Annotated in this window: 24 protein-coding genes; 17 read left to right on the top strand and 7 right to left on the bottom strand. The window is 67.1% G+C overall.

The features are described from left to right. Positions 1-50: 50 nt before the first annotated feature. Positions 51-2,105, top strand: a complete 2,055-nt coding sequence (locus CEY09_RS19075; protein WP_088589866.1) for a hydantoinase/oxoprolinase family protein — start codon at positions 51-53, stop codon at positions 2,103-2,105. Continuing rightward, positions 2,102-3,823 (top strand): hydantoinase B/oxoprolinase family protein, encoded by a 1,722-nt coding sequence (locus CEY09_RS19070; RefSeq protein WP_088589865.1) that lies wholly within the window; start codon positions 2,102-2,104, stop codon positions 3,821-3,823. The genes CEY09_RS19075 and CEY09_RS19070 overlap by 4 nt, the downstream gene beginning before the upstream one ends. Here the strand turns inward: CEY09_RS19070 and CEY09_RS19065 are convergent. Beyond that, on the bottom strand, positions 3,810-4,613 hold the full coding sequence (locus CEY09_RS19065) for a GntR family transcriptional regulator (RefSeq protein WP_088589864.1): 804 nt from the start codon (positions 4,611-4,613) through the stop codon (positions 3,810-3,812). The two genes, CEY09_RS19070 and CEY09_RS19065, sit on opposite strands and share 14 nt — an antisense overlap. Positions 4,614-4,744: 131 nt before the next feature. Between CEY09_RS19065 and CEY09_RS19060 the strand changes: the two genes are divergently transcribed. The 9 genes from CEY09_RS19060 to CEY09_RS19020 are packed head-to-tail and all read left to right on the top strand — an operon-like array spanning position 4,745 to position 13,003. After that, positions 4,745-5,776 carry an ABC transporter substrate-binding protein gene (locus tag CEY09_RS19060; protein ID WP_088589863.1) on the top strand — a complete coding sequence of 344 codons (1,032 nt, stop codon included), beginning with the start codon at positions 4,745-4,747 and terminating at the stop codon, positions 5,774-5,776. Positions 5,777-5,831: 55 nt separating this feature from the next. Further along, complete coding sequence (locus CEY09_RS19055) at positions 5,832-6,893, top strand: ABC transporter ATP-binding protein (protein WP_088589862.1); 1,062 nt, start codon at positions 5,832-5,834, stop codon at positions 6,891-6,893. Continuing rightward, on the top strand, positions 6,890-7,756 hold the full coding sequence (locus CEY09_RS19050) for an ABC transporter permease (RefSeq protein WP_088589861.1): 867 nt from the start codon (positions 6,890-6,892) through the stop codon (positions 7,754-7,756). The genes CEY09_RS19055 and CEY09_RS19050 overlap by 4 nt, the downstream gene beginning before the upstream one ends. Position 7,757: 1 nt before the next feature. Then, positions 7,758-8,558 carry an ABC transporter permease gene (locus CEY09_RS19045; protein WP_006227748.1) on the top strand — a complete coding sequence of 267 codons (801 nt, stop codon included), beginning with the start codon at positions 7,758-7,760 and terminating at the stop codon, positions 8,556-8,558. After that, the gene (locus CEY09_RS19040; protein ID WP_167390116.1) at positions 8,558-9,715 is read left to right on the top strand and encodes an NAD(P)/FAD-dependent oxidoreductase; all 1,158 of its coding nucleotides are present in this window, start codon (positions 8,558-8,560) and stop codon (positions 9,713-9,715) included. The genes CEY09_RS19045 and CEY09_RS19040 overlap by 1 nt, the downstream gene beginning before the upstream one ends. Next, positions 9,699-10,007, top strand: coding sequence for a (2Fe-2S)-binding protein (locus tag CEY09_RS19035; protein ID WP_006227750.1), 309 nt, complete (start codon positions 9,699-9,701; stop codon positions 10,005-10,007). The genes CEY09_RS19040 and CEY09_RS19035 overlap by 17 nt, the downstream gene beginning before the upstream one ends. Next, the gene (locus tag CEY09_RS19030) at positions 10,004-11,446 is read left to right on the top strand and encodes an FAD/NAD(P)-dependent oxidoreductase (RefSeq protein ID WP_088589860.1); all 1,443 of its coding nucleotides are present in this window, start codon (positions 10,004-10,006) and stop codon (positions 11,444-11,446) included. Before CEY09_RS19035 ends, CEY09_RS19030 begins: the two co-directional genes overlap by 4 nt. Before the next feature lie 4 nt (positions 11,447-11,450). Then, entirely contained in the window at positions 11,451-12,614 is a 1,164-nt protein-coding gene (locus CEY09_RS19025) for an NAD(P)/FAD-dependent oxidoreductase (protein WP_088589859.1), read from the top strand. After that, entirely contained in the window at positions 12,611-13,003 is a 393-nt protein-coding gene (locus tag CEY09_RS19020; RefSeq protein ID WP_088589858.1) for a RidA family protein, read from the top strand. Before CEY09_RS19025 ends, CEY09_RS19020 begins: the two co-directional genes overlap by 4 nt. Here CEY09_RS19020 and CEY09_RS19015 read toward each other — a convergent pair. From CEY09_RS19015 to CEY09_RS18995, 5 genes are all read right to left on the bottom strand, one after another. Further along, positions 12,978-14,258, bottom strand: coding sequence for an amidohydrolase family protein (locus CEY09_RS19015; protein ID WP_088589857.1), 1,281 nt, complete (start codon positions 14,256-14,258; stop codon positions 12,978-12,980). The genes CEY09_RS19020 and CEY09_RS19015 overlap by 26 nt on opposite strands. A 164-nt stretch (positions 14,259-14,422) precedes the next feature. Then, the gene (locus CEY09_RS19010; protein ID WP_088589856.1) at positions 14,423-15,373 is read right to left on the bottom strand and encodes an ABC transporter permease; all 951 of its coding nucleotides are present in this window, start codon (positions 15,371-15,373) and stop codon (positions 14,423-14,425) included. 10 nt (positions 15,374-15,383) lie between these two features. Further along, positions 15,384-16,457: an ABC transporter permease gene (locus CEY09_RS19005; RefSeq protein ID WP_006227756.1), complete on the bottom strand. Its 1,074-nt coding sequence runs from the start codon at positions 16,455-16,457 to the stop codon at positions 15,384-15,386. 49 nt (positions 16,458-16,506) lie between these two features. Continuing rightward, the gene (locus CEY09_RS19000; protein ID WP_006227757.1) at positions 16,507-18,036 is read right to left on the bottom strand and encodes an ABC transporter ATP-binding protein; all 1,530 of its coding nucleotides are present in this window, start codon (positions 18,034-18,036) and stop codon (positions 16,507-16,509) included. Next, positions 18,033-19,067, bottom strand: coding sequence for a BMP family protein (locus tag CEY09_RS18995; protein ID WP_088589855.1), 1,035 nt, complete (start codon positions 19,065-19,067; stop codon positions 18,033-18,035). The genes CEY09_RS19000 and CEY09_RS18995 overlap by 4 nt, the downstream gene beginning before the upstream one ends. A 432-nt stretch (positions 19,068-19,499) precedes the next feature. Here CEY09_RS18995 and CEY09_RS18990 point away from each other — a divergent pair, with 432 nt between their 5' ends. The 6 genes from CEY09_RS18990 (at position 19,500) to CEY09_RS18965 (ending at position 23,923) form a co-directional block, all read left to right on the top strand. Further along, entirely contained in the window at positions 19,500-20,414 is a 915-nt protein-coding gene (locus CEY09_RS18990) for a DedA family protein/thiosulfate sulfurtransferase GlpE (protein WP_088589854.1), read from the top strand. 130 nt (positions 20,415-20,544) lie between these two features. Continuing rightward, positions 20,545-21,471: a 2-dehydropantoate 2-reductase gene (gene panE, locus CEY09_RS18985; protein ID WP_088589853.1), complete on the top strand. Its 927-nt coding sequence runs from the start codon at positions 20,545-20,547 to the stop codon at positions 21,469-21,471. A gap of 155 nt (positions 21,472-21,626) precedes the next feature. Next, on the top strand, positions 21,627-22,238 hold the full coding sequence (locus tag CEY09_RS18980) for an NAD(P)-dependent oxidoreductase (protein WP_088589852.1): 612 nt from the start codon (positions 21,627-21,629) through the stop codon (positions 22,236-22,238). A 129-nt stretch (positions 22,239-22,367) separates the two neighbouring features. Then, positions 22,368-22,826 carry a nuclear transport factor 2 family protein gene (locus CEY09_RS18975; RefSeq protein WP_052017960.1) on the top strand — a complete coding sequence of 153 codons (459 nt, stop codon included), beginning with the start codon at positions 22,368-22,370 and terminating at the stop codon, positions 22,824-22,826. An 11-nt stretch (positions 22,827-22,837) separates the two neighbouring features. Then, entirely contained in the window at positions 22,838-23,407 is a 570-nt protein-coding gene (locus tag CEY09_RS18970) for a flavin reductase family protein (protein ID WP_088589851.1), read from the top strand. 6 nt (positions 23,408-23,413) lie between these two features. After that, positions 23,414-23,923 carry a nucleoside 2-deoxyribosyltransferase gene (locus CEY09_RS18965; protein WP_088589850.1) on the top strand — a complete coding sequence of 170 codons (510 nt, stop codon included), beginning with the start codon at positions 23,414-23,416 and terminating at the stop codon, positions 23,921-23,923. A 29-nt stretch (positions 23,924-23,952) separates the two neighbouring features. Here the strand turns inward: CEY09_RS18965 and CEY09_RS18960 are convergent, their stop codons facing one another. Beyond that, the gene (locus CEY09_RS18960) at positions 23,953-24,660 is read right to left on the bottom strand and encodes a TetR/AcrR family transcriptional regulator (protein ID WP_088589849.1); all 708 of its coding nucleotides are present in this window, start codon (positions 24,658-24,660) and stop codon (positions 23,953-23,955) included. Positions 24,661-24,781: the final 121 nt, after the last annotated feature.

Raw genomic sequence — 24,781 nt, 5'->3', positions numbered from 1 at the left:
CGCACGGTTTGTCCGGGTGGCATGGCAAGACTCTTTTTGGAATGAACGATATGTATCGCATAGGGATAGACGTCGGAGGCACGTTTACCGATTTCACGATGATCGACGAGGACGCTGGCGTGGTGCACTTTCACAAGGTGCCGTCCACGCCGCACGATCCCTCGGAAGCCATCGCCACGGGCATCGGGCAGATGCTCGCCGAACACGGCGTGCCGCCGTCGCAGGTGTCGCACGTGGGGCACGGCACGACGGTTGCCACCAACCTCATCATCGAACGCAAGGGCGCACGCGTCGGGCTGATCACCACGCGTGGCTTTCGCGACGTGCTGGAGATCGGCCGTCAGACCCGGCCGCATTTGTACGACTACAGCGTGGGCAAGCCGCCCGTGGCCGTGCCGCGCGAATTCCGCATCGAAGTCGACGAGCGAGTCAACGCGGCGGGGGAAGTGCTTACGCCACTGGACGATGCGCAGGTGCTGGCGGCGGCGCGCCAGTTCGCTGCGGCCGGCATCGAGGCCGTGACGATCTGCTTCCTGCATGCATACCGTAATCCTACACACGAGCGTCGCGCTGCGCAGATCGTGGCCGACGCCATGCCCGGCGTCTACATCAGCCAGTCATCCGACGTGCTGCCCGAATTCCGCGAATACGAGCGCCTGTCCACCACGGTGCTAAACGCCGCGGTGGGACCGAAGATGGCGCGTTATCTGGAACGCTTCCTGCAGCGGGTGCGCGATCTGGACATCGGCCACGAACCGCACACCATTCACTCCAACGGCGGCCTGATGTCGATCGCCACCGTGCGCCAGTATCCGGTACGGACCTGCCTGTCCGGGCCGGCTGCGGGCGTGGTGGGCGCGGCGGCTGTGGGGCGCGCCATCGGCAGCCTGAATCTGGTTACTTTCGACGTAGGCGGCACCAGCACGGACGTGTCGCTGGTGTGTGATGGCCGCCCGCTGTTCACCTCGCATCGCCACGTGGCGGGCTATCCCGTGAAGACGCCGATGGTGGACATCCATGTGATCGGCGCGGGCGGCGGCAGCATTGCGTGGCTGGACGATGCCGGCGCGCTGAAAGTGGGCCCGCACAGCGCGGGCGCGGTTCCGGGGCCAGTGGGCTATGGCCGCGGCGGCCAGGAGCCAACCATCACCGACGCCGAGATTGCCTTGCAGCGGCTGAACCCGGTGGCGCTGCTGAACGGTCGCATGCCGGTGCATGCGGAGGCGGCGCGGCAGGTGATCGAGCAGCGCGTGGCCAAGCCGCTGGGCCTGGATCTGGAATCCGCGGCCGAAGGAATATTGCGCATCGCGGCGGCGAACATGAGCCGCGCGATTCGTGCGGTGTCCACCGAGCGCGGCTACGACCTGTCGAACTTCGCGCTGTATGCCTACGGCGGCGCAGGGCCCTTGCACGCGGTGGAAGTGGCGGAGGAATGCGGCATCCCGATCGTGATCGTGCCGCAGGAACCGGGCACCATGTGCGCGCGCGGCATCCTGCTTAGCGACATCTCGTTCGACTTCGTGCGTAGCGAGATCTCGCTGGCGGGCGAAGACACGTGGCCTGCGATCGCGGCCATCTTCGAGGGGCTGCGCGCGCAGGCCGAAAGCTGGCTGGCCGAGGAGCGCGTGGACCCCGCGCTGCGCGTGTGCCATAGCGCCATCGACGCGCGTTACGAAGGCCAGAACTTTGAAGTGCAGGTCAGCCTGGACGACACCGGCGCCGGCGGCCACGCGGAATTCGCGCGCCGCTTCGCCGACGCGCACGAACGCGAATACGGCTACACGGTGGATGACCGCAAGGTGCAGATCATCAACTGCCGCATGCAGGCCGTGGGCCAGGTGGTGAAGGCGCCGCTTGCGCCCCGCCATATCGGCGGCGCGCTGGAAGACGCCCGGCTGGGCCAGCGCAAGGCCTACTTCGGTCCGGTGCACGGCTGGCGGGAGACGCCCGTGTACGACCGCGACCGCGTGCCCACGGGCGCGCGGTTTACTGGCCCTGCCCTGCTTGAGGAAATGAGTTCCACGACCGTTGTCGGCGTCGGCCAGCACGCAAGCGTGGACGACTACGGCAACCTGATCATCCGTTTGCAAGGAGGCGACGCATGACTACGCCCGACCATTCCGGCTCCAGCATCGCGCTGGCCGACCCGATCGGCATGGAGGTGTTCTGCAACCGCCTGCTGTCCATCACCGAGGACATGAACAACACGCTGGTGCGCGCCTCGTTCTCGACCAATATCAAAGAGCGCAAGGACTGCTCGGTGGCCCTGTTCGACGCGGCCGGCCGGCTGGTGGCGCAGGGCACGCAGATCCCGCTGCATCTGGGTTCGCTGGACGGCGCGATGGGCGCGATCCTGCGCACGTTCAAGACCGATGACATCCGCGACGGCGACGTCTTCATCTGCAATGACCCCTATCTGGCCGACGGCAGCCATCTGCCGGACATCAACATCGTCACGCCCGTGTTCTGGGAAGGCGTGCTGCGCTTTTTCGCGGCCAATATCGCGCACCATTCCGATGTGGGCGGCGCGGTGCCGGGATCGATCGCGGGCGGGCTGAAATCCATTTTTGAGGAAGGCATCCGCATTCCTGCGTGCCGCATCGCCCGCCGCGGCGAAACGGACGAGGACATGCTGCGCCTGATCTGCGCCAACACCCGCGACCCTGAGGAGCGCGTGCTGGACCTGCGCGTGCAGATGGCCACCAACCGCCGCGGCGCGGCGGCGGTGCAAGGCTTGATCCGGCAGATGGGGCTGGAGGCGGTGCTGCGCTCGGTGGACGACGTGATCGCCTACACGCGCCGCCGCCTGCTCAACCGCATCGCGGAGCTGCAGCAAGGCAGCTATACGTTCCGCAGCGATCTGGACGACGACGGCATGGGCGGCGATCCGGTGCCGATACAAGTGACGCTGACCGTGCGCCGCGACAACCTGCATTTCGATTTCGACGGCTCGGGCAAACAGGCGCGCGGCGCGATGAACCTGCCGTTCAACGCCCTGCGCGCCTGCGTGTATTACGCCGTGAAAGCCATGCTGGATCCGGACCTGGCGCCCAACGCGGGGCTGTTCGACCCCATCACCGTGTCGGCGCCGATAGGCACCATCACCAACCCGGAACACCCGGCGGCGGTCGGGGCGCGGTCCATCACGGCGCAGAAGGTGGCCGGCGCGATCTTCGGCGCGTTCCGCGGCTTGCTGCCGCCGGAAAAGACCATGGCGTCCAGCAACGATTGCTGCCCCGCCATCGTGTTTTCGGGACGCTGGCGCGAACGCGCCGGGCATTTCGTGTACCTGGAAACGCTGGGCGGCGGCGCAGGCGCACGCTTTGACACAGATGGCATGGACGCGGTGCATGTGCACATGACCAACACGTCCAACCTTCCCGTCGAAGCGCTGGAGAACGAGTATCCGCTGCTGATGGACGAGTACGCGATGATTCCGGATTCGGGCGGCGTGGGGCGCACGCGCGGCGGCCTGGCGATTGCGAAACAGATCCGCGCGGTGGGACCGGGCATCGTGTTTTCGGCGCGGTCGGACAGCCACACGGTGGGGGTGGCGGCGGGCGTGGATGGCGGTGGCGACGGACGCCGTGCGCGGCTCATCCGCAACTTCGGCACGCCGCAGGCGGAAGAACTGTTTTCCAAGACGGCCAATATCGCCCTGGCGCCAGGCGACAGCGTGCGCATCGAAACGCCGGGTGGTGGCGGGTATGGCGCGCCCGCCGAGCGGAGCCGGGCGCGCATCGAGCGGGACCTGGCGGACGGCAAGGTCAGCGGGGAGGCCGCGCTTGCCGCCTACGGTTTCGCGCCCGCTACCCCACGTTGAGCGTCATCGAATACTTCATCTTGTCGTGCGGGAAGGTGGTGATGGTGGCCAGCAGCAGCAGGCCACCGTCGCCGTAGTAGCGGCGGGTGATGACGAAGCCCGCCGTCTTGGGTTCGACCTTGAGCTGCTTGGCGATCGTGGCGTTGATGGGCGTGGCCGAGAACTCCTGGTTGACCTCGGTAATGCGGTCGCCGAAGTGGTCTTCGATCAGGCGCAGCAGCGAGATGCGCGACTTGACCTCGACGCGCACGTCCGAGTGTTCGGGGTCGGCGTAGATCAGCGTGCTGGCCGCGGCGGTGTCCTGGTCGTCCAGGGTCTTGATGGAGTTGATATGCAGCCAGGATTTGTCGGCCGCGCAGCCCAGCGCTTCCGCCAGCCGCTTGGGCAGCTTGAGGGTGCGCACGTCCTGCACCAGCAGCGCCGCATTGCGCGCGTACTGCAGCAGGTCGGGGAATTGCGAGATGCGCTGCGTGAACCGGGTGCTGGCGCGGGCGGTTTCGACGCGGGTGCCGACGCCGGGCCGGCGCGAGACCATGCCGGCCACCGTCAGCATGCGGATGGCTTCGCGGATGGTGTGGCGGCTGGCGTTGAACTGGTCGCAGAGCTCGTGTTCGGTGGGCAGCAGCGTCATGACAGGGTAGCGGCCCGTGCTGATGTCCTGAGAAAGCGTTTGAAAGATGCTCTTGTAACGAGGGCCGCCCGCGTCGGCGTCCGGCGCCTGCGATTCCGGTTTGCCGCGTGCTTGCCGTGCTCCGCCAGGGCCGGCCGCGCGCTCGGAAGATCGGGTCATGGGGAGGGCTCCTTGCATTGTTATATGGGGTTTGTACGGACAATAACCGATTGACAACGATGTCTAGTCGGATCCATTATTTGTCCGGACATTCATGTACGGACAAAGTGTACCAACAATCGGGGGTTCTCATGGGCAAGGTACTTGCAGTGATCGCGGCGGCAACGGTGGCCGCCGGGCTCAGCGCCAACGTGGCGGCGCAGCAGAAGTTGGTGGTGGCCGGTTACGGCGGTTCATTCGAAGACATCATGCGCAAGGACATCTTTCCGCCGTTTGCCAAGCAGCACGGCGTGGAGCTGGACTATGTGGCCGGTAATTCCACCAACACGGTGGCGCGGCTGCAGGCGCAGAAAAGCAACCAGCAGATCGACGTGGCCATCATCGACGACGGCCCCATGTACCAGGCCATCGCGCTGGGGTTCTGCGAGCCCATCAAGGGCCTGCCCGCCGACGACATCTACGGCACTGCCCGCTACAAGGACGACAAGGCCGTCGCCATCGGTATCGTGGCTACCGGCATCATGTACAACAAGAAGGTCTTCGACGAAAAGAAGTGGGCGCCGCCCACGTCGTGGAAGGACTTGAAGGACCCCAAATACAAGAAGCAGCTGGTCATCCCGCCGCTGAACAATACCTACGGCCTGCACGCGCTGGTGGAATACGCGCGCGAAGGTGGCGGCAGCGAAAAGAAGATCGACGCCGGCTTCACCACGTTCAAGAACGAGGTCGGCCCCAACGTCCTGGTCTACGAGCCGTCTCCCGGCAAGATGACGGAACTTTTCTCCAGCGGCCAGGCCGTGATCTCGGTCTGGGGCAGCGGCCGCGCCAAGTCGTTTGCCGACACCGGCTTCCCGGTGGGCTTCGTCTATCCGCAGGAAGGCGCCTATGCCCTGCTGTCGTCCGTCTGCCCGGTGGCCAAGTCTGCTACCAACCCCCTGGCCCAGGCCTTCGTGCAGTACCTGGTCACGCCCGAGGTGCAGGAAAAGCTGGCGTCCGCCTACGGCTACGGCCCCGTCAACAAAAAGGCCAAGGTGGAAGACGACCCCCGCGTGCCGCTGCCGATCGGCAAGCGCGCCGCTGACCTGATCGTGATCGATTGGGACACGGTCAACCAGAACCGCGACGACTGGAACAAGCGCTGGACGCGGGAAATCGAGCGCTGACGCGCAGCCGGCAGTGAATACGGGGCGGCGCCGCGCGCCGCCCACGGGAGCTTTCATGACCTATCTAGTGTTGGACCGCCTCTCCAAACGCTACGGCGACACGACCGCCGTCGAAGCGCTGAGCCTGTCGGTGAACCGGGGCGAGTTCATTTCCTTGCTAGGGCCGTCGGGCTGCGGCAAGACGACCACCCTGCAGATGATCGCGGGTTTTGTCGAACCCTCCGGTGGCAGCATCTTGCTGGATGGCCGCGACGTCAGCCGCGTGCCGGCGAACAAGCGCGGCCTGGGCCTGGTGTTCCAGAACTACGCGCTGTTCCCGCACATGACCGCCGCCGAGAACGTGTCGTTCGGCCTGGAGATGCAGCGGGTGAAGAAAGACGAACGCGAGTCGCGCGTGGCTGACGCGCTGAAGCTGGTGGGCCTGTCGCATCTGGCGGACCGCCATCCGGCGCGCATGTCCGGTGGGCAGCAGCAACGCGTGGCGCTGGCGCGCGCGCTGGTCATCCGGCCCAGCGTGCTATTGCTGGACGAACCGCTGTCCAACCTGGATGCCAAGCTGCGCGAGGAAATGCAGCTGGAACTGCGCAGCATCCAGCGCACGATCGGCACCACCACCATTCTGGTGACGCACGACCAGTCCGAAGCGCTGGCGCTGTCGGACCGCATCGTGGTGATGAACCAGGGCCGCGTGGAACAGGTGGCGGACCCCTTCCAGGCGTATGAAGGGCCGGCCAGCCATTTCGTGGGCGGCTTCCTGGGCAAGGCCAATGTGTTCACGCCGCTGTCCGAGCAGTATGGCGACGAGACGCGCGCCCGCGTGGGCGAGGCGCACATTCCGATGGCCGGCGCGCCGGTGCCGCAGGGCGCGGTGATCGTGCGGCCCGAGAAGATCCTGTTTTCCGAACCGGCCGCCTGTGCGTTGCCCGGCCGCATGAAGACGCGCGTGTTCCAGGGCAACCATTGGTTGTGCCAGGTAGAGACGTCGGTGGGCGAAGTGATGGTGATCCGGCAGAACGACGGCGTGCCGGTGCCCGCAGAAGGCGAGACCGTGCACCTGCGCTGGCGCGCGCAGGACATGTGCACGGTGGCGTCTGCGCCGCAAGGCCGCCCGTCATGAGCGCGCGCGCCAACCCCTGGGTGCTGAGCGCGCCGGCGCTGGTGGTGTACGCCACCTTCCTGGTGGTGCCGATGGCGCTGGTGTTCCTGATCAGCTTCTTCGACTTCCAGTTCTACGGCGGCATGCAGGCCACGTTCACGTGGAAGAACTACATCGAGATTCTGACCGACGGCTACTACTACGAGATCTACGCGCGCACCTTCGGCGTGGCGGCCGCCGTCACGCTGGCCTGTCTGGTGCTGGGCACGGCCGAGGCCTACGTGTTGTCGCGCATGGCCAACCCGTGGAAGGGGCTGTTCCTGATGGTGGTGCTTGGGCCGCTCTTGATTTCGGTGGTGGTGCGCACTCTAGGCTGGGCGCTGCTGTTCGGTTCCACCGGCCTGATCAACAAGGCCTTGATGGGTATCGGGCTGATCTCGACGCCCGTGGACCTGATGTACAGCAACCTGGGCGTGGCCATTGCGCTGACGCACGTGCTGGTGCCGTTCATGGTGATCTCGGTGTGGGCGTCGCTGCAGCGGATCAACCCGGCGACGGAAGCGGCCGCGTTGTCCTTGGGCGCGACCCAGTTCACCGTGATCCGCCGCGTCATCGTGCCGCAAGTCATGCCGGGCATTCTGTCGGGCGCGATCATGGTGTTCGCGATGGCGGCCAGCTCCTTTGCCACGCCGGCCATCATTGGCGGACGCCGGTTGAAGAACGTGGCCACGGCTGCCTACGACGAATTCCTGAACACGCTGAACTGGCCGTTGGGCGCGGCGTTGGCGGTGGTGCTGCTGTTGGCGACGGTGGTTGTGCTGCTATCGGCCAATCGGATCATCGAGCGCAGGTACGGCGCCGTCTTCAACCAGTCGGGAGCCTGAGATGCAATTTCGAAACGGCCCCATCGGCCTGATCTTCCATGCGGTATTCATCCTGTTCATCCTGGCGCCCATCGTCATGGTGTGCGCGGTGGCGTTCACCTCCGAGGGCTTCATCTCGCTGCCCACGGGGGGGCTGTCACTGCGCTGGTTCCGAGCCATCCTGGACAACCCGCGCTTTATCGAGGCGTTCTGGTTCAGCTTGGGGTTGGGCACCTTGTCGGCCACGCTGGCGATCGCACTGGCGGTGCCCAGCGCGCTGGCGCTGGCCCGCAATCGCTTCCGTGGCCGTGAGGCGCTGGTGGCCTTCTTCCTGTCGCCGCTGATGATCCCGCACGTGGTGCTGGGCCTGGCCTTTCTGAAGTTCTTCACGACGGTGGACCTGGCAGGTACCTACGTGGGCCTCGTGATCGCGCACGTCATCCTGGTCATGCCGTATGCACTGCGCCTGGTGCTGGCGTCGGCCACCGGCATCGACCCGGCGCTGGAGCGTGCGGCGCAGTCGCTGGGCGCCTCGAACTGGACGGCCTTTCGCCGCGTGGTGCTGCCCTTGCTGCTGCCCGGGGTGGTCAGCGGCTGGGTCATCGCCTTCATCACCAGTTTCGATGAGCTGACGATGTCGATCTTCATCGCATCGCCCTCCACGACCACGCTGCCGGTACGCATCTTCCTGCATATCGAAGACACCATCGACCCGCTGGTGACCGCCGTGTCGGCTGTGCTGATCTATGTCACGATCATCGCCATATTCATTCTGGACCGCGTGGTCGGCCTGGAAAAGCTGTTTGTAGGAAAGGGACGCTAATGACGGACGAGAAAGAATTGGCGCCCCGCGCGCCCGTGCATCGCGGCATCTACGACGCCGCGGTGATCGGCGGCGGGCTGGTGGGCTCCGCGATCGCCTACGGCTTGCGGCGCGAGCTGGAGCATGTGGCGGTGCTGGACGAGGGCGATGTGGCGTATCGCGCGTCGCGCGGCAACTTCGGGCTGGTGTGGGTGCAGAGCAAGGGCATGGGCCTGCCGCGCTACGGCGTGTGGACGATGACGTCGGCCTCGGGCTGGCCGCGGCTTGCCGCGCAGCTGCTGGAGGAAACCGGCGTGGACGTGCATCTTGAGCAGCGCGGCGGCCTGCATGCGCTCTTGAGCGATGAAGAGATGGAGGCCCGCGCCAAGTTCATGCAGACCCTGCTGGCGCAGCCCGGCATGGCGCAATACGACTGGAAGCTGCTGGACCGCGCGGAGGTCGCGGACCTGGTGCCCGGCATCGGCCCCGAGGTGCGGGGCGCGACGTGGACGCCGGTGGATGGCATCGCCAATCCGCTGAAGCTGCTGCGCGCGCTGCACATGAGTTTTGCACAGCGGGTTGTGGATTACCTGCCGCGCCGTCCGGCGCGCAGCATCAAGCAGCGCGACGGCGTGTTCGAGATCGACACGCCTGCCGGCACCGTGCGTGCGCGCAAGGTCGTGCTGGCCTCGGGCCTGTCGAACAAGGACCTGGGCGTGCAGGTGGGCCTGGATGTGCCGGTGCGCCCGCAGCGCGGCCAGATCGTGGTGCTGGAACGCACGCGCCGCATGCTGGAGACGCCGCTGTCCACCCTGCGCCAAACCGACGAGGGCACGTGGCTGATCGGCGACTCGCAAGAGGAAGCGGGCTATGTGGACAACCTGGTGGGCCTGCCGATCCTGGGCACGCTGGCCGATCGCGCCGTGCGCACCCTGCCCGCCTTGCGGGACGTCCGCGTGGTGCGCAGTTGGGCGGCGCTGCGCGTGATGTCCAAGGACGGCTTCCCGATCTATCAGCAATCCGAAACGTGCCCCGGCGCCTTCGTCGCCACCTGTCACAGCGGCGTGACGCTGGCCGCCGCGCACGCCCTCAATCTGGCGCCCATGATCGTGGCCGGCAAGCTTGCCGACGACATGGCGCCCTTCTCGACCCGGAGGTTCCATGTTCAAGAGGCTTGACGAGGCGCAGCGCCAGACGCAAGGCGCGCCGGTGCGCGTGACGGTCAACGGGGCCGAACTGCAATGCCGGCAGGGTGACAGCGTAGCGGCGGCCCTCTTCGCCGGCGGCGTGTCGGCCTGTCGCGATACGGCCGTGAACGAGGTGCCGCGCGGGCCGTATTGCATGATGGGCGTGTGCTACGACTGCCTGGTCACCATCGACGGGCAGGCGAACCAGCAGGGCTGCATGACGGCCGTGCGCGAAGGCATGAAGATCGAGCGCCAACTGGGCGCGCGCAAGGTGCAGGCATGATCGATACGACGCAATGCGATTTGCTGGTGGTGGGTGCAGGCCCGGCGGGACTGGCGGCGGCGACGCTGGCCGCCGGCCTGGGAGTGGACACGGTGCTGCTGGATGAACAGCCGGCGCCGGGCGGACAGATCTATCGGGCCATCACCACCACGCCCGTGACCGACCGCAGCATCCTGGGCGAAGACTATTGGCATGGGGCGTCGCTGGTCGCTCCCTTCCAGCAGTCCGGCGCGCGCTATGTGCCGGGCGCCACTGTCTGGGCCGTGGCGGAACATACGGCCCCGCATCCGGAGAAAGGCTTCGAGGTGGCGTATTCGGTGGCGGGCGAGGCGCGCATCGTGCACGCGCGCCGGCTGCTGCTGGCCACGGGCGCCCAGGAGCGTCCCTTTCCCATCCCGGGCTGGACGCTGCCCGGCGTCATTACGGCGGGCGCGGCGCAGATCCTGCTGAAATCCGCGGGCGTGGTGCCGGCCGACCGCACTGTGCTGGCCGGCAGCGGCCCGCTGCTGTATCTGGTGGCCTGGCAATACCTGAACGCCGGCGTGAAGATCGACGCGCTGCTGGAAACCACGCCGCCCGGACGCATGGGCCAGGCGCTGTCCAAGGTCTGGGGTTTCCTGCGGTCGCCCTATCTGGGTAAAGGGCTGAAGCTGCTGCGCGCCGTCAAGGCCGCCGTGCCCATCGTCAAGGGCGTGACGTCGCTGGAAGCGCTGGGCGAAGACAAGCTGCTTAGCGTGCGCTACACCGCCGGCGGGGTCACGAAGACGCTGCCTGCCGATCAGCTGATGCTGCACCAGGGCGTGGTCCCCAACGTGAACCTGTCGCGCGCGGTGGGCGTGGAGCACCGCTGGAACGACGCGCTGGACTGTTGGGAGCCGCAGGTCGACGAATGGGGGCTGACCTCGGTCGACGGCATCGGCATGGCGGGCGATGGCGCCGGCATCGCGGGCGCATTGGCGGCCGAGCACCGCGGGCGTCTGGCCGCGTTGCAGGCGGCGCATCTGCTGGGCCGCATCGATGCCCGTAAACGCGACAGCGAGGCCGTGGCGCCGCGCGACGCCTTGGCCCGTGCCGTGAGGGGCCGCGAGTTCTTCGACGCGCTCTACAAGGCGCCTGACGCCTTCCGGCGCCCCGTCGGTGACACCATCGTCTGCCGCTGCGAGGAAGTCACGGCCGCGCAGGTGCGCGAGACCGTCAAGCTGGGCTGCAGCGGGCCGAACCAGATGAAGGCTTTCCTGCGTTGCGGCATGGGGCCCTGCCAGGGCCGCTTCTGCGGGCTGACCGTGGCCGAGATCATCGCTGAAGAGCGCGGCGTGCCGACGCAGGAGGTGGGCTATTACCGGCTGCGCTTCCCGACCAAGCCGCTGACCTTGGGAGAGCTTGCGTCGCTGCCGCAGACCGACGATTCCCGTCAAGCCGTCGTCCGACTGAAAAAGTGACGCCATGACCGGTGCAACGCGGTCGGCAGAGGTCATCATCATCGGCGGGGGCCTGCACGGCAGTTCGGCGGCGCTGCATCTGGCGCGCGCGGGCGTGCGCGCCCTGGTGATCGAAAAGAACTACGTGGGGCGGCACGCCTCCGGCGTGAATGCGGGCGGCGTGCGCACCCTGGCACGGCATCTGGCCGAGGTGCCGCTGGCCTTGGCCTCGCGCGAACTCTGGTACCGCATCGGCGACCTGGTAGATGACGATTGCGGCTTCGAACAGCATGGGCAGGTACGGGTGGCGGAGAACGCCGCGGATGCCCAGACCCTGCAACAGCGCCTGCAGACGATGACCGGCCACGGCTACACGCACGAGCAGTGGATCAGCCCCGAGGACTTGCTGGACATGATCCCGGCGCTGGCGCCCACCATCCAGGGCGGCTTGATTGCGCGCGAGGATGCGGCCGCCGACCCGTATCGCACGACGTTGGCGTTCCGCCTGAAGGCTGCCAGCCTGGGCGCGCGTTTCCTGGAGGGCGTCCGGGTGGACGGCGTCACACGCGCAGATGGCCAATGGCGCGTGGACACCGATGCCGGCACGTACACCGCGCCGCAGGTGCTGAACTGCGCGGGCGCGTGGGCCGACCGCATCGCCGCGCAATGGGGCGAGCCTGTGCCGCTGACCGCGATCAGCCCCATGATGCTGGTGACGTTGCGCATGGACCATTTCCTGGATCCCGTGGTGCTGGGCACCGGGCGCGCGCTATCGTTCAAGCAGCGCACGAACGGCACGGTGCTGATCGGCGGCGGGCGCCGCGCCTGGGTCGACCGCGACGCGGAATGGACCGAACTGGATTTCCGTTCGTTGGCCGAAGGCGCCCGCACGGTATGCGACCTGTTCCCGCACATGCGGGACGCCGTGGTGAACCGGGGATGGGCGGGCATCGAAGCGGCCATGCCGGACGAGATCCCGGTGATCGGGCGCAGCAGCCGCCACGAGACCGCTTTTCACGCATTCGGCTTTTCGGCGCACGGCTTCGAGCTGGGGCCGATCGTCGGCCGCATCATGGCCGACCTGATCACCACCGGCGCGACGGACATGCCGATCGCGCCGTTCCGGATTGAGCGTTTTTCGGACGCCGCACTGGCGTCCCCCCCATCGAAAAAGGAGCAAGACGAATGAACGACGATATCGTGCGCAAGGAAACCAACCAGCGCTTGAGCCGCATCGTGATTCACGGAGACACAGTGTACGTGGCGGGCGTGACGTCATCGGCGGCCGGCGGCATCGCCGCGCAGACCCGCGACGCGTTGGCGAAGATCGACGGCTATCTGGCCCAGGCGGGCACGGACAAGTCGCGGCTGTTGACCGTGCAGATCTGGCTGGCAGACATCGACCGCGACTTCGCCGGCATGAACGGCGTGTGGGCAGAATGGGCGCTGCCGGATGCGATGCCCACCCGCGCCACCTGCGAGGCCAAGCTGGCCGCGCCCGAGTTGCTGGTGGAGATCATCGTGACGGCCGCGAAGCGGTGGTCGGGGTACGTCAGCGGGCCGGTGTCTGAAAGCTGACCTGGCCCGGGCGGCCCGGCAGGTTCAAGGTGGCGGTGGCGGGCGGCGTGGTCGCGATCACGTTGCCGCCGCGCAGCACCATCAGGCGGGTGGCGCGCAAGCGTAGTGCTTCGACCGCATCGCGCGCCTGCAGCAGCACCAGGTCGGCGCGCTTGCCGACCGCGATGCCCGTGTCGTCCAGCCCCAGGATCTTCGCGGGCGTGGTCGTCACGGCTTCGAAACAGGCGCGCATGGCGTCCTGGCCCGTCATCTGGGCCACGTGCAGGCCCATGTGCGCCACTTCCAGCATGTCGCCGGAGCCCAGGCTGTACCAGGGGTCCATCACGCAGTCATGGCCGAAGGCCACCGGCACGCCAGCGGCCAGCAGTTCCGGCACGCGCGTCATGCCGCGGCGCTTCGGGTACGTGTCGTGGCGGCCCTGCAGGGTGATGTTGATCAGCGGGTTGGCGATGGCGGCAACGCCAGCTTCGCGCATCAGCGGGATCAGCTTGGACACGTAGTAGTTGTCCATGGAGTGCATGGACGTCAGGTGCGAACCCGTGACGCGGCCTTGCAAGCCCAGGCGTTGCGTGTGATAGGCCAGCGTTTCGATATGGCGCGACAGCGGGTCGTCGCTCTCGTCGCAGTGCATGTCCACGCGCAAGCCGCGTTCGGCCGCGAGTTCGCACAGGATGCGCACGGATTCCGCGCCGTCCTGCATGGTGCGTTCAAAGTGCGGAATGCCGCCCACCACGTCCACGCCCATGTCGAGCGCGCGCTTCAGGTTGTCCAGCGCGCCCGGCGCGCGCAGCACGCCGTCCTGCGGGAAGGCCACCAGCTGCAGGTCCAGATAGGGTTTGACCTTTTCGCGCACGTGCAGCAGCGCTTCGGTCGCCAACAGGCGCGGGTCGCAGACGTCCACATGTGAGCGAATGGCCAGCAGGCCGCGCGCCACCGCCCAGTCGCAATACGCCAGCGCGCGTTCCACCAGCGCTTCCTGCGTCAAGAGCGGCTTGAGTTCGCCCCACAGCGCGATGCCTTCCAGCAGCGTGCCCGACTGGTTCACGCGCGGCAGGCCGAACGACAGCGTCGAGTCCATGTGGAAGTGCGCGTCCACGAACGGCGAGGACACCAGCTGGCCGGCCGCGTCCACGGTCTGCGCGGCCTCGGCCTTCAGGCCCGGCTCCAGCGCCACGATGCGGCCGCCGGCGATGCCGATGTCGATGTCCTTGCGGCCATCGGGCAGCGTGCAGTGTCTAAGAATCAAATCGAGCATACGATTTCCTTGCGGAAGATTTCAGTTATCCATGGTACTGCGCGCCCCGTCGCCGCATGAAGCAAGCGCCCCCAATCCGGGTCGCACGGATCCGGCTTTGCCGGTCCGTAGCGACGCCCCCTTGAGGGGGGAGCGCGCAGCGCTTCGGGGGTGGGTCACCCCTTTTACCTTTCGCCTTTGCGATAGGGCTTCATCAAGGCCTGCGGGTAGGCGGCGCGGCGCGCCATCACCACCAGGGCCAGGATGGACAGGATGTAGGGCAGCATCAGGTAGACCTGGTATGGCAGCTCCGGCAGGCCTGGCAAGGCGGCCCCACCCTGTTGCAGGCGCAGTTGCAGCGCGTCGAAAAAGGCGAAGATCAGCGCGCCCAGCAGCGCCTTGCCGGGCCGCCACGAGGCGAACACCACCAGCGCCACGCACACCCAGCCACGGCCGTTGACCATGTTGAAGAAGAACGCGTTGAACGCCGCCAGCGTCAGGAAGCTGCCGGCCACGCCCATCAGCGCGGAGCCCGCCACGATGGCGCCCATGCGCAGGCGCGTGACGGACAGGCCCTGCCCTTCGGCTGCCGCCGGGTTCTCGCCCACCATGCGGATCGCCAGGCCCACGGGTGTGCGGTTCAGCACCCAGGCAAGGATCGGCACCGCGGCCAGCGCGATCAGCGTCATGGGCGTCTGGCCCGCCAGCACCGGCCCGATCAGCGGAATGCCGTCCAGGAATTTCATTTCGGCAAACGGCGTGATGGTGGGCGGCGTGTTCACGCTGGGGAAGGTCACCCGGTAGGCGAAGTAGCTGAGGCTGGTGGCCAGCAAGGTCACCCCCAGGCCCGAGACGTGTTGCGACAAGCCCAGCGGCACGGTCAGCACCGCATGCAGCAGGCCGAAGACCGCGCCGGCCAACGCCGCCGCCAGCACGCCCACGTACAGCGGCGCGCCCAGGTAGACGACGAGCCAGCCCGTGAAGGCCCCGGCGGCCATGATGCCTTCGATGCCCAGGTTCAAGACGCCGGCGCGTTCGCACAGCAACACGCCCAAGGTGCCTAGAATCAGCGGCGTGGCCAGGCGCAGTACGGCAACCCAGAAGGCCGAGGAACTGATCAGATCCATCCATTCCATGTCGTGCTCCTCAAGCCCGGTTGCGGCGCAGGCGGTACTGCGCAAATAGCGTCGCGACCAGCATGGCAAGCAACGAGGTGGCGACGATGACGTCGGCGATGTAGTTCGGCACCGCGATGGCGCGGCTCATGCTGTCCGCTCCGACCAGCATGCCGGCCACGAAGATGCTGGCCAGGATCACGCCCAGCGGGTGCAGGCCGGCCAGCATGGCGACGACGACGCCCGTGTAGCCGTAGCCCGGCGACATGTCCAGCGTGACGTAGCCCGTGCGGCCCGCCACTTCGATGGCGCCGGCAAGACCCGCCAGCGCGCCCGACAGCATGGCGGTGCCCAGCATCACGCGGTTCACCGGCAGGCCCAGGAAGCGCGAGGCATGCGCGTTGGCGCCAACGGCGCGCATCTGGAAGCCGAACACGGTGTAGCGGTTCAAGAGCCACAGGCCTAGCGCCAGGCCCCCCGCCCACAAGAGGCCGGTGTGGGCGCGCGTGCGTTCGATCAGCTTGCCCAGTTCCAGATCGCCGTTGAGCGCTACGGATTGCGGCCAGCCCATCGCCATCGGGTCCTTCATCGGGCCGTCCAGCATCATGGACACGAACAGCAGCACAATGAAGTTGCCCAGCAGCGTGGTCACGACTTCGTCCACGCCCAGCCGGGTCTTCAGCAAGGCCGGGATCAGCAGCAGCAAGGCGCCCGCCAGGGCCGCCGCCAGCATCATGCCGCCGAACAGCACCGGGACCGGCAGGTCGAAGCCGGTGCCGTCATGCAGGCCGCCGATGGCGACTGCCGCCAGCGCCCCAAGATACAGCTGGCCTTCGGCGCCGATGTTGTAGAAGCGGGCGCGGAACGCCACGGCACAGGCCAGGCCCGTCAACATCAGCGGGGTGGCGCGGGTCAGCGTTTCGGACAGGGCGAAGCGCGACCCGAACGCGCCTTCGAACAGCAGCGCGTAGGTGCGGCCCACGGGGGCGCCGGCCCAGGCCACCAGCAAGGTGCAGACCGCCAGCGTAAAGAGGATGGCCGCGATGGGGGCCAAGGCCAGCGCCATGCGGCTGGGCTCGGGGCGGCGTTCCAGGATCAGTTTCATGCGAGTGATGCTCAATAGAGGGGGCGTCGGCAAGCGGCAGACTGGGCCGTCATGCGCGGGTGCCCGTCATGGCCAGGCCGACGGTGGCGGGCGTCCAGTCGGCCACCGGCTTGACGGCCACCAGCTTGCCGCCGCACAGCACGGCGATGCGGTCGGCCAGGGCAAAGATTTCTTCCAGGTCTTCGGACACCAGCAGCACGCCGGCGCCGCGCGCGCGGGCGGCCAGCAACTGCTCACGCACGTAGGCGACGGCGCCGATGTCCAGGCCCCAGGTGGGCTGGTCGGCCACGATGAAGCGCGGTTCGCGCGCCAAGGTGCGGCCCAGGATCAGCTTTTGCATATTGCCGCCGGACAGGCTGCGCGTGCGCACGTCCAGCGAGGCCGCGCGCACGTCGAACTGCTTGGCCAGCGAGGCCGCATACGCCTTGCCGGCGCGGGCGCGGATCAGGCCGTAGCGCGCGAAGCGCTTGTCCTTCAGGTCTTCGACGATGGCGTTTTCCCAGAGCGGGCTGTCGCCGATCATGCCTTCGCCGTGGCGGTCTTCCGGAATGCGGCCGACGCGGGCCGCGGTCCAGCCGGCCGGTGTGGTCGGCGCGGCTGCGTGTTCGGCGCCCAGCCGGATCGTGCCGTCGGACGGCTGGCGCAGGCCGGTCAGGACCGACACCAGCGCCTGCTGGCCGTTGCCGGCCACTCCCGCGATCGCGACGATCTCGTGCTTGTGGACCACCAGGTCCAGGCTGTCCAGGCGCGGCGCGCCATCCCGGCCGTCGCGCACGGTGACCTGCGACAAGGTCACGACCGGCGCGGCTTGTTCAGCGGCGGCGACCGCTTCGGCGCGCGGCATGACGACCTTGCGGCCCACCATCAATTCCGCCAGTTCGGCGGGGCTGGTGCCGGCGGTGTCGCGTTCGGCCACCAGTTTGCCCTGGCGCAGCACCGCCACGCGGCGCGACACGGCCATCACTTCGTCCAGCTTGTGCGAAATGAAGATGACGGCCAAGCCTTCGTCGACAAAGCCGCGCAGCGTCGCGAACAGGTCTTGCACTTCCTGCGGCGTGAGCACCGCGGTGGGTTCATCCAGGATCAGCACGCGGGCGCCGCGGTACAGCGCTTTCAGGATCTCGACGCGCTGCTTTTCGCCGACGGAAAGCCCGCCCACGCGCGCGTCGGGGTCCACGCCCAGGCCGAAGCGCTGGCCCAGCTCGACCAGCCGGCGGCGCGCCGCGCCGCGGCCGGAGGCCAGCTTCCACAGCGACTCGGTGCCGACCATGATGTTGTCCAGCACGGTCAGGTTGTCGGCCAGGGTGAAGTGCTGATGCACCATCCCCACGCCCGCCGCCAGCGCGGCGTCGGGCCGGCCGGGCGGCAAGGGCTTGCCGAAGACGTCGATACTGCCGGCGTCGGCCACATAGTGGCCGAACAGGATCGACACCAGGGTCGATTTGCCGGCGCCGTTCTCGCCCAGCAGGGCCAAGACTTCGCCTTGCCGAAGCGTCAGCGAGATATCGTCATTGGCCGTCAGGCTGCCGAAGCGCTTGGTGATCCCCGTCAGTTGCAGGGCGAGAGGCGCTTGGTTCATCGTGCCGAGGACTTGGGTTCTTTGTCGACGACTTGCACCGTGAAGCTGCCGTCCAGGATGGCCTTTTGCTTGGCCTGCACGCGGGCGATCAGCTCGGCCGGGATCTTCGACGCAAAGGTGCCCAGCGGCGCCAGCGACGAACCGTTGTGCTTCATCAGCGAGTATTGGCCGAAGTCGGCCGCCTTGAACGTGCCGGCCTTCACTTGCTTGAGCGCTTCGTCGATCGTGGGCTCCATGCTCCACAACGCCGATGCCACCACCGTCTCCGGGTACTGCGGCTGCGTGTCGATCACGTTGCCGATGGCCAGCTTGCCGCGTTCCTTTGCCGCGTCCGACACGCCGAAACGTTCGGCGTACAGCACGTCCGCACCCTTGTCGATCATGGCGAAGGCCGCTTCCTTGGCCTTCGGGGGATCGAACCAGGAACCGATGAAGGTCACGGTGAACTCCGCCTTCGGGTTCACTTCCTTGGCGCCTTCGATGAAGGCTTGCATCAGGCGGTTCACTTCCGGGATGGGGTAGCCGCCGACCAGGCCGATCTTGCCGGTCTTGCTCATGCCGCCGGCAATCATGCCGGTCAGGTAGGCGGGTTCCTGGATGTAGTTGTCGAACACCGAGAAGTTGGGTTGCTGCGGCTTGCCCGAGGACCCCATCAGGAAGGCGGTCTGCGGATAGTCCTTGGCCACCTTACGGGCGGCGGCTTCCACCGCGAAGGCTTCGCCCACCACCAGCTTGTTGCCCTGCTCGGCGTACTGGCGCATGACGCGCTCGTAGTCGGCGTTGGTGACGTTTTCCGAGAAGGTGTATTCGATCTCGCCACGGTCGCGGGCGGCCGTCAGCGCCTTGTGGATGCGCGACACCCATTGCTGCTCGACCGGCACCGTGTAGATGGCGGCGACTTTCGTCTTGGCCGGGGCCTGGGCTTGCGCCGCGCCCGAGAACAGCAAGGCGCCAGCGGCGGCAGCGGCCGCCAGCTTGAGCAGGCCGCGGCGGGCGATGCCGCCGACGGACGGGGTGGACAGGGATTTCATGCGGGAGACTCCTTCGCGGGGATGGAAAGGGGGAACCGATGGGGCGACGATGCGGATGCCTGGCTGCGGCCGCCGGCAGGCAGGGTCGGCGCAAGCGGACGAAAACGTAGGCGTGGGATCAGTCATGGGGATGGGGGCGCCGGGGGCGCGTCCCATCCGAATGGTCGGTGCGCAGCCAGTCCAGGCGAAGCAAGTTGTATGCCATGAGGCATTCCTGCGACAAGTCGGGGAAACCTGATGAACGGGCAGGATTATAGGCACCTCGGCGGGGAAACGTGGCACCAAGATGGTGCGCCGTGTCCCACGGGATGGACGTGCCGCGCGTGAAACGCCGTGTTGCGGTGCATGAAGCGCCGGCAACGCGCCTGACGGGCCGCGGCGCGCCTAAAATCGAGAGATAAGCTGCGCTCCGCGCGGCAAGCTGGAAGGTCCATGCAAGACATTCAATTGCTGCTCGAGCAGTACGGCGGGTGGCTGGTGTTCGCGAACGTCCTGGTCGAACAGGCGGGCCTGCCCGTGCCCGCCTATCCCATGCTGATCGCGGCGGGCGCCTTGGGCGGCGCGGCGGGATGGCTGACCCCCTGGCTGGCGGCCACCGTGGCCTGCCTCTTGGCCGACTCCCTCTGGTATGTTGCCGGCCGCCGTTACGGCGCGCGCCTGCTGGGCGTGATCTGCAAGATGTCGCTGTCGCAGGATTCCTGCATCCGCCAGACGCAGCGCCTGTACCTGCGCATTGGCGTGCGGGCGCTGCTGGTGTGCAAGTTCCTGCCTGGCGCGGGCGCGCTGTCGACCGTCATGGCGGGCCTGACGGGCACCGCCTACCGGCGCTTCCTGCTCTATGACCTGGTGGGCGCCATGATCTGGGCGGGTTCGGCCTTGCTGCTGGGCGGCCTGTTCCACAGCGTGGTCAACGACGTGCTGGAAATCCTGGGCACCTACGGCGCCATGGGCCTGGGCGTGCTGGCGGCGGTGCTGGCGCTGTACATCCTCACGCGTTTCCTGCGCCGCCGGATCCTGCTGCGCAGCCTGCGCGTCATCCCCCGCGTGTCCGTCGACGAACTGATGCAATGGCGCCAGGACGGCCGCAACACGGTGGTCTTCGACGTGCGTCCCGAAGCGCAGCGCGATGCCGAACGCATTCCGGGCGCCATCGCCGTGGACCTGAAGGCGCCGCTGCCGGCGCTGGACCCGGGCGCGCTGGAGTCCGACATCGTGGTGTATTGCGCCTGCCCCAACGAAGTGTCGGCTGCGCTGCTGGCCTCGCGCCTGCGCGCGGCCGGCTATCCCAAGACCTGGGCGCTGCGCGGCGGCTACGAAGCCTGGGCGGAACACAACCACGCAGTCTGAGCCGGCCGCCTCCCGAAAGCGCCTGTCCGGCGTGTGGGCAGCGGGCGCTTGCAGGATGCGCCGGCCGCCGTGCCAAGCGCATAATTCCGTATCAGCCCGCGAAACAGGCGGGCAGCTACAGGAGAGACAAATGCGGTTGTTGTTCTTGGGTGCCGGCGGCACCGGCGGTTATTTCGGCGGACGCGCCGCCCAGGCGGGCGCGGACGTGACCTTCCTGGTGCGCGAACCGCGCGCGGCCCGGATCCGCGAACAGGGCTTGCGCATCCAGAGCCCGTTCGGCGACGCCACGCTGCACCCCAAGCTTGCCACGCAGCAGACCCTGCAAGGCCAGTACGACGTGGTCGTGCTCAGCTGCAAGGCCTATGACCTGGCCAGCGCCATCGACGCCATCCGCCCCGCGGTCGGCCCGGATACGGCGGTGCTGCCCATCATGAACGGCGTGCTGCAATACGACGTGCTGGACCGCGAATTCGAGCCGCACCGCGTCTTGGGCGGGCTGTGCCAGATCAACGCCACGCTCGGCCCGGAGGGCGAAGTGGTGCACCTGGGCAAGCATGCCAGCATCGTCTTCGGCGAACGCGCGGGCCCGGCCCGCAGCGAACGCTGCGTGGCGCTGGAGCAAGCGCTGGCCGGCGGCGAATACGTCAGCCGCCTGAGCGAAGACATCCACCAGGACATCTGGGAAAAGTACGTCATGCTGACGACGCTGGCCGCCGGCACCTGCCTGATGCGCGGCGCGATCGGACAGATCGCGTCCACCGACGACGGCATCGACATCCTGAAGAACCTGCTGCAGGAATCGCAAGCCGTGGCGGCCGCTTCCGGCCATGCGGTCCGCCCCGAAGCCGATGCCTTCGCGCAAAAGCTGATGAGCGACCGCACGCAACCCATGACGGCGTCCATGTTCCGCGACCTGCGCCAGGGCCTGCCGGTCGAGGCCGACCACATCGTGGGCGACATGGTGCGGCGCGCCCGCACGCTGGGCGTGGACGCGACTTATCTGCGGGTGGCGTATTCGCACTTGCAGGTCTATCAGGCGCAGCGCAACGCAGGTTGAATTCGGCCGATTGATGCATGAATTGCAAAAAACTCTTCCAGTTTATTGGGTTTTTTGTTCGGATTTGACCGAATAGTATGGATTCGCCTGAACCGGAGCGTGTTGCGGCGCATCGTGCGCCGCCCGCTCCGGCTTCCCTCCCAAGGAGCAAGACCATGAAAATCGCATTGATCGGAATTACCGGCCGCGTGGGTTCCCGCGTGGCCGACGAATTGATCAAACGCGGCCACCAGGTGACGGGCATTGCCCGCAATCCGGCCGACGTGAACGCGCAGCCCGGCCTGACTATCCAGCAGGGCGACGCCACTGATCCCGAAACCCTGACGCCGTTGTTGACCGGCCACGACGCCGTCGTCAGTGCCACGCGTTTCGTGTCGACCGACGCGCGCCCCTTGCTGGCCGCCGTGAAGAACGCCGGCGTGCCGCGCCTGCTGGTCGTGGGCGGCGCGGGCAGCCTGTTGGTGGCGCCCGGCAAGCTGTTGATCGACACCCCGGAATTCCCCGACGCCTACAAGCCTGAGGCCCGCGCCGGCGTCGTGTTCCTGGATACGCTGCGCCAGGAAAAGGTGCTGAACTGGACCTTCCTGTCGCCCTCCGCGCTGTTCGAGCCGGGCGAGCGCACGGGCACGTTCCGCGTCGGCGACGACTATCTGCTGGCCGACGACGACGGCAAGAGCTGGATCTCGATGGAAGACTATGCGATTGCGCTGGCCGACGAGATCGAGACGCCCAAGCATTCGCGCCGCCGCTTCACCGTCGGATACTGATCCGCCCGCCAGGCAAGGAAAAAGGAGCCCGTCAAGGGCTCCTTTTTTCATTGTGCGGCAGGGTCGGAACCTGCGTTTTTATTTGTAAACTGGCAGGCCGCCAGCCGGCGTCATCCTGAGTTGTCCTGTATGCGTATGAAGTTGAAATCGTTGGCCGCCTGTGCGCTGGTCGCCTCCCACTGCCTGGCAGCCGCGCCAGCGCTTGCGGCTGCGCCCCAGTCGAACAAGGAGATCGTCACGGCGTTCTTCCGGATGATGTTCCAGGACCGCGAGATCGACGAGGCGGTACGCCTGTACGTCAGCCCCAACTACGTGCAGCACAACCCCTACATGCGCGACGGCGTCGGGCCGATGGTGGATTTCTTCCCGCCCTATTTCGACCAGCATCCGCAAGCCATCGTCGAGATCAAGCGCGTGATCGCCGAGGGCGACCTGGTGGTGATCCACAACCAGTGGCGCGATTCGCCGGAAGACCGCGGCCAGGCGGTTGTGGATATCTTCCGTGTGGATAAGGGCAAGATCGTCGAGCACTGGGACGTCAGCCAGGAAATCCCCGAAAACCCCGCCAATCAGAACGGCATGTTTTAAGCCCCCCTGCCATGTCCAACATCCAAGCCGTCGACCTGCCCCGCTCTTACCTGTTGCTGAACCACGGGCCCACGGTGCTGGTGACCAGCGCCCACGGCGAGGCGCGCAACGTCATGGCGGCCGCCTGGGCGATGCCCTTGGACTTCAACCCGGCCAAGATGCTGGTGGTGGTGGACAAGAACACCTACACGCGAGAATTGATCGAAGCGTCGGGGGAATTCGCGCTGTGCATCCCGTCGCGCGCGCAGGCGGCCGCCACGTTGAAGGTGGGCTCGGAATCGGGGCGCGGTGAAGACAAGTTCCAGGCAAGCGGCCTGTCGACGTTTCCCGCCAGCAAGATCGGCGCGCCGCTGGTGGCCGGCTGCCTGGGCTGGCTGGAATGCAAGGTCGTGCCCGAACCGCACAACCAACAGGCTTATGATCTGTTCATCGGCGAGGTCGTCGCCGCGTGGGCGGCGCCGGACGTATTTTCGGACAACCGCTGGCACTTCCCGCACGACGACCGGCGTTCGGTCCACTACCTGGCCGGCGGCTCGTTTTTCGCCACCGGCGAAGCCTTCAACGTTTCAGAACCGGAGTAAGCCCTTATGCGCAGCGTGTATCTCGCGGGTTTCGACGTATTCCTGCCCGATGCCGTGGCGCATGGCCAGCGGCTCAAGGCGCTTTGCGCCACTTACGGTTTCGACGGCCTGTTTCCGTTGGACAACATGGCGCCCAAGGACTTGTCGGGCCCCGCGCTGGCGCAGTGGATCTACCGCGAGAACGTGGCGCTGATCCGGCGCGCCGACATGGTGATGGCCAACCTGAATGCCTTCCGCGGCGCCGAACCCGATTCGGGTACCGCCTTTGAAGTGGGCTACGCCATTGCCTGCGGCAAGCCCGTGTGGGGCTATACCAGCCAGGCCGGCTCGCTGGTCGACCAGGTGGCGGTGGGAGCGGCGGCCGACGACGGCGTGTCGCGCATGGTGGATGCCGAGGGCTACACCGTGGAAGACTTCGGCCTGAACCTGAATCTGATGCTGGCGTGCAGCGCCCGCATCGTGGTGGGCAAGGCATCGGATTGCCTGGCCCGCATGGCCGAAGACGCCAGCCGCTGATCGCTAACCGCTAACTGCGGGCCGGCCGTTTACGCCGCGGTTTTCCGGCGCGTGGCTTTCTTGGCCGCCGCCGCGGGTTTGCCGGCCTTGGCAGCACTTGCCTTCTTGCGCGGCGCGGCGCCGCCCGGCGTCGCCAGATACCCCATCACCGCATCCACTACGGCCCGTTCAAGCTGCGCAGGGGAAAACCCGGCGGGCGGCTCCAGCGCTGCCGCATGCACCAGCGATTCCATGATGCGCAGCACCACATAGGTCGCCAGGTCGCGGTCTTGTTGCGCGATTTCTGCGCGGTGCAGTTCCAGCAAGTGCCGCATGCGGCGATGGATGTCCTGATCGGCCAGGCTGTGTTCGCGCGGCGTGTCGAACAGCGGGAACTCGCGTTCCAGCACGCGGTGCAGCGCGGGCTCCAGCAGGTGCGCGTGCAGCATCGCCTGGACGATGGCAGCCACGCGCTCTTCGAGCGTGGCCGCGGGGTTGCTGTTCAGCACGTTGTCGATGACATCCAGCATCTCGTTGTCGTGGCGCTGATGCAGCGCGGCGATCAACGCGTTCTTGTTCGGAAAGTACTGGTACAGCGACCCGACGCTGACGCCCGCGGTTTCGGCGATCAGGTTGGTGTTGGTGCCCGCATAGCCGTTGGCGGCCAAAACGCGAGCCGTCGCCTGCAGGATCGTGTCGACGGTGTGCTGCGATCTAAGCTGGCGCGGCGATTTTCGGGGCTGTGGGATGTCGGTCATGGATGCGTGGAAAGGCGAGTATCAAACCTGAGCTTCGGCTCATAAAATTTGCAGCAGGCAATCCGATTTGTCACCCGCAAGCGCGGATTATGCCATCGACGAATTCTCCGCGATGGTTTCG

The organism is Achromobacter marplatensis (assembly GCF_002209535.1).
GTDB lineage: Bacteria > Pseudomonadota > Gammaproteobacteria > Burkholderiales > Burkholderiaceae_B > Achromobacter > Achromobacter marplatensis.
The sequence above is the reverse complement of the archived record's forward strand: the minus strand, read 5'-3'. Positions and strand labels throughout refer to the sequence as shown.

What these genes read in the sequence shown, in the direction of transcription:
- CEY09_RS19075 (WP_088589866.1), top strand. Translation starts at nt 51, where the DNA reads ATGTATCGCATAGGGATAGACGTCGGAGGCACGTTTACCGATTTCACG.
- CEY09_RS19070 (WP_088589865.1), top strand. Translation starts at nt 2,102, where the DNA reads ATGACTACGCCCGACCATTCCGGCTCCAGCATCGCGCTGGCCGACCCG.
- CEY09_RS19065 (WP_088589864.1), bottom strand. Translation starts at nt 4,613, where the DNA reads ATGACCCGATCTTCCGAGCGCGCGGCCGGCCCTGGCGGAGCACGGCAA.
- CEY09_RS19060 (WP_088589863.1), top strand. Translation starts at nt 4,745, where the DNA reads ATGGGCAAGGTACTTGCAGTGATCGCGGCGGCAACGGTGGCCGCCGGG.
- CEY09_RS19055 (WP_088589862.1), top strand. Translation starts at nt 5,832, where the DNA reads ATGACCTATCTAGTGTTGGACCGCCTCTCCAAACGCTACGGCGACACG.
- CEY09_RS19050 (WP_088589861.1), top strand. Translation starts at nt 6,890, where the DNA reads ATGAGCGCGCGCGCCAACCCCTGGGTGCTGAGCGCGCCGGCGCTGGTG.
- CEY09_RS19045 (WP_006227748.1), top strand. Translation starts at nt 7,758, where the DNA reads ATGCAATTTCGAAACGGCCCCATCGGCCTGATCTTCCATGCGGTATTC.
- CEY09_RS19040 (WP_167390116.1), top strand. Translation starts at nt 8,558, where the DNA reads ATGACGGACGAGAAAGAATTGGCGCCCCGCGCGCCCGTGCATCGCGGC.
- CEY09_RS19035 (WP_006227750.1), top strand. Translation starts at nt 9,699, where the DNA reads ATGTTCAAGAGGCTTGACGAGGCGCAGCGCCAGACGCAAGGCGCGCCG.
- CEY09_RS19030 (WP_088589860.1), top strand. Translation starts at nt 10,004, where the DNA reads ATGATCGATACGACGCAATGCGATTTGCTGGTGGTGGGTGCAGGCCCG.
- CEY09_RS19025 (WP_088589859.1), top strand. Translation starts at nt 11,451, where the DNA reads ATGACCGGTGCAACGCGGTCGGCAGAGGTCATCATCATCGGCGGGGGC.
- CEY09_RS19020 (WP_088589858.1), top strand. Translation starts at nt 12,611, where the DNA reads ATGAACGACGATATCGTGCGCAAGGAAACCAACCAGCGCTTGAGCCGC.
- CEY09_RS19015 (WP_088589857.1), bottom strand. Translation starts at nt 14,258, where the DNA reads ATGCTCGATTTGATTCTTAGACACTGCACGCTGCCCGATGGCCGCAAG.
- CEY09_RS19010 (WP_088589856.1), bottom strand. Translation starts at nt 15,373, where the DNA reads ATGGAATGGATGGATCTGATCAGTTCCTCGGCCTTCTGGGTTGCCGTA.
- CEY09_RS19005 (WP_006227756.1), bottom strand. Translation starts at nt 16,457, where the DNA reads ATGAAACTGATCCTGGAACGCCGCCCCGAGCCCAGCCGCATGGCGCTG.
- CEY09_RS19000 (WP_006227757.1), bottom strand. Translation starts at nt 18,036, where the DNA reads ATGAACCAAGCGCCTCTCGCCCTGCAACTGACGGGGATCACCAAGCGC.
- CEY09_RS18995 (WP_088589855.1), bottom strand. Translation starts at nt 19,067, where the DNA reads ATGAAATCCCTGTCCACCCCGTCCGTCGGCGGCATCGCCCGCCGCGGC.
- CEY09_RS18990 (WP_088589854.1), top strand. Translation starts at nt 19,500, where the DNA reads ATGCAAGACATTCAATTGCTGCTCGAGCAGTACGGCGGGTGGCTGGTG.
- panE (WP_088589853.1), top strand. Translation starts at nt 20,545, where the DNA reads ATGCGGTTGTTGTTCTTGGGTGCCGGCGGCACCGGCGGTTATTTCGGC.
- CEY09_RS18980 (WP_088589852.1), top strand. Translation starts at nt 21,627, where the DNA reads ATGAAAATCGCATTGATCGGAATTACCGGCCGCGTGGGTTCCCGCGTG.
- CEY09_RS18975 (WP_052017960.1), top strand. Translation starts at nt 22,368, where the DNA reads ATGCGTATGAAGTTGAAATCGTTGGCCGCCTGTGCGCTGGTCGCCTCC.
- CEY09_RS18970 (WP_088589851.1), top strand. Translation starts at nt 22,838, where the DNA reads ATGTCCAACATCCAAGCCGTCGACCTGCCCCGCTCTTACCTGTTGCTG.
- CEY09_RS18965 (WP_088589850.1), top strand. Translation starts at nt 23,414, where the DNA reads ATGCGCAGCGTGTATCTCGCGGGTTTCGACGTATTCCTGCCCGATGCC.
- CEY09_RS18960 (WP_088589849.1), bottom strand. Translation starts at nt 24,660, where the DNA reads ATGACCGACATCCCACAGCCCCGAAAATCGCCGCGCCAGCTTAGATCG.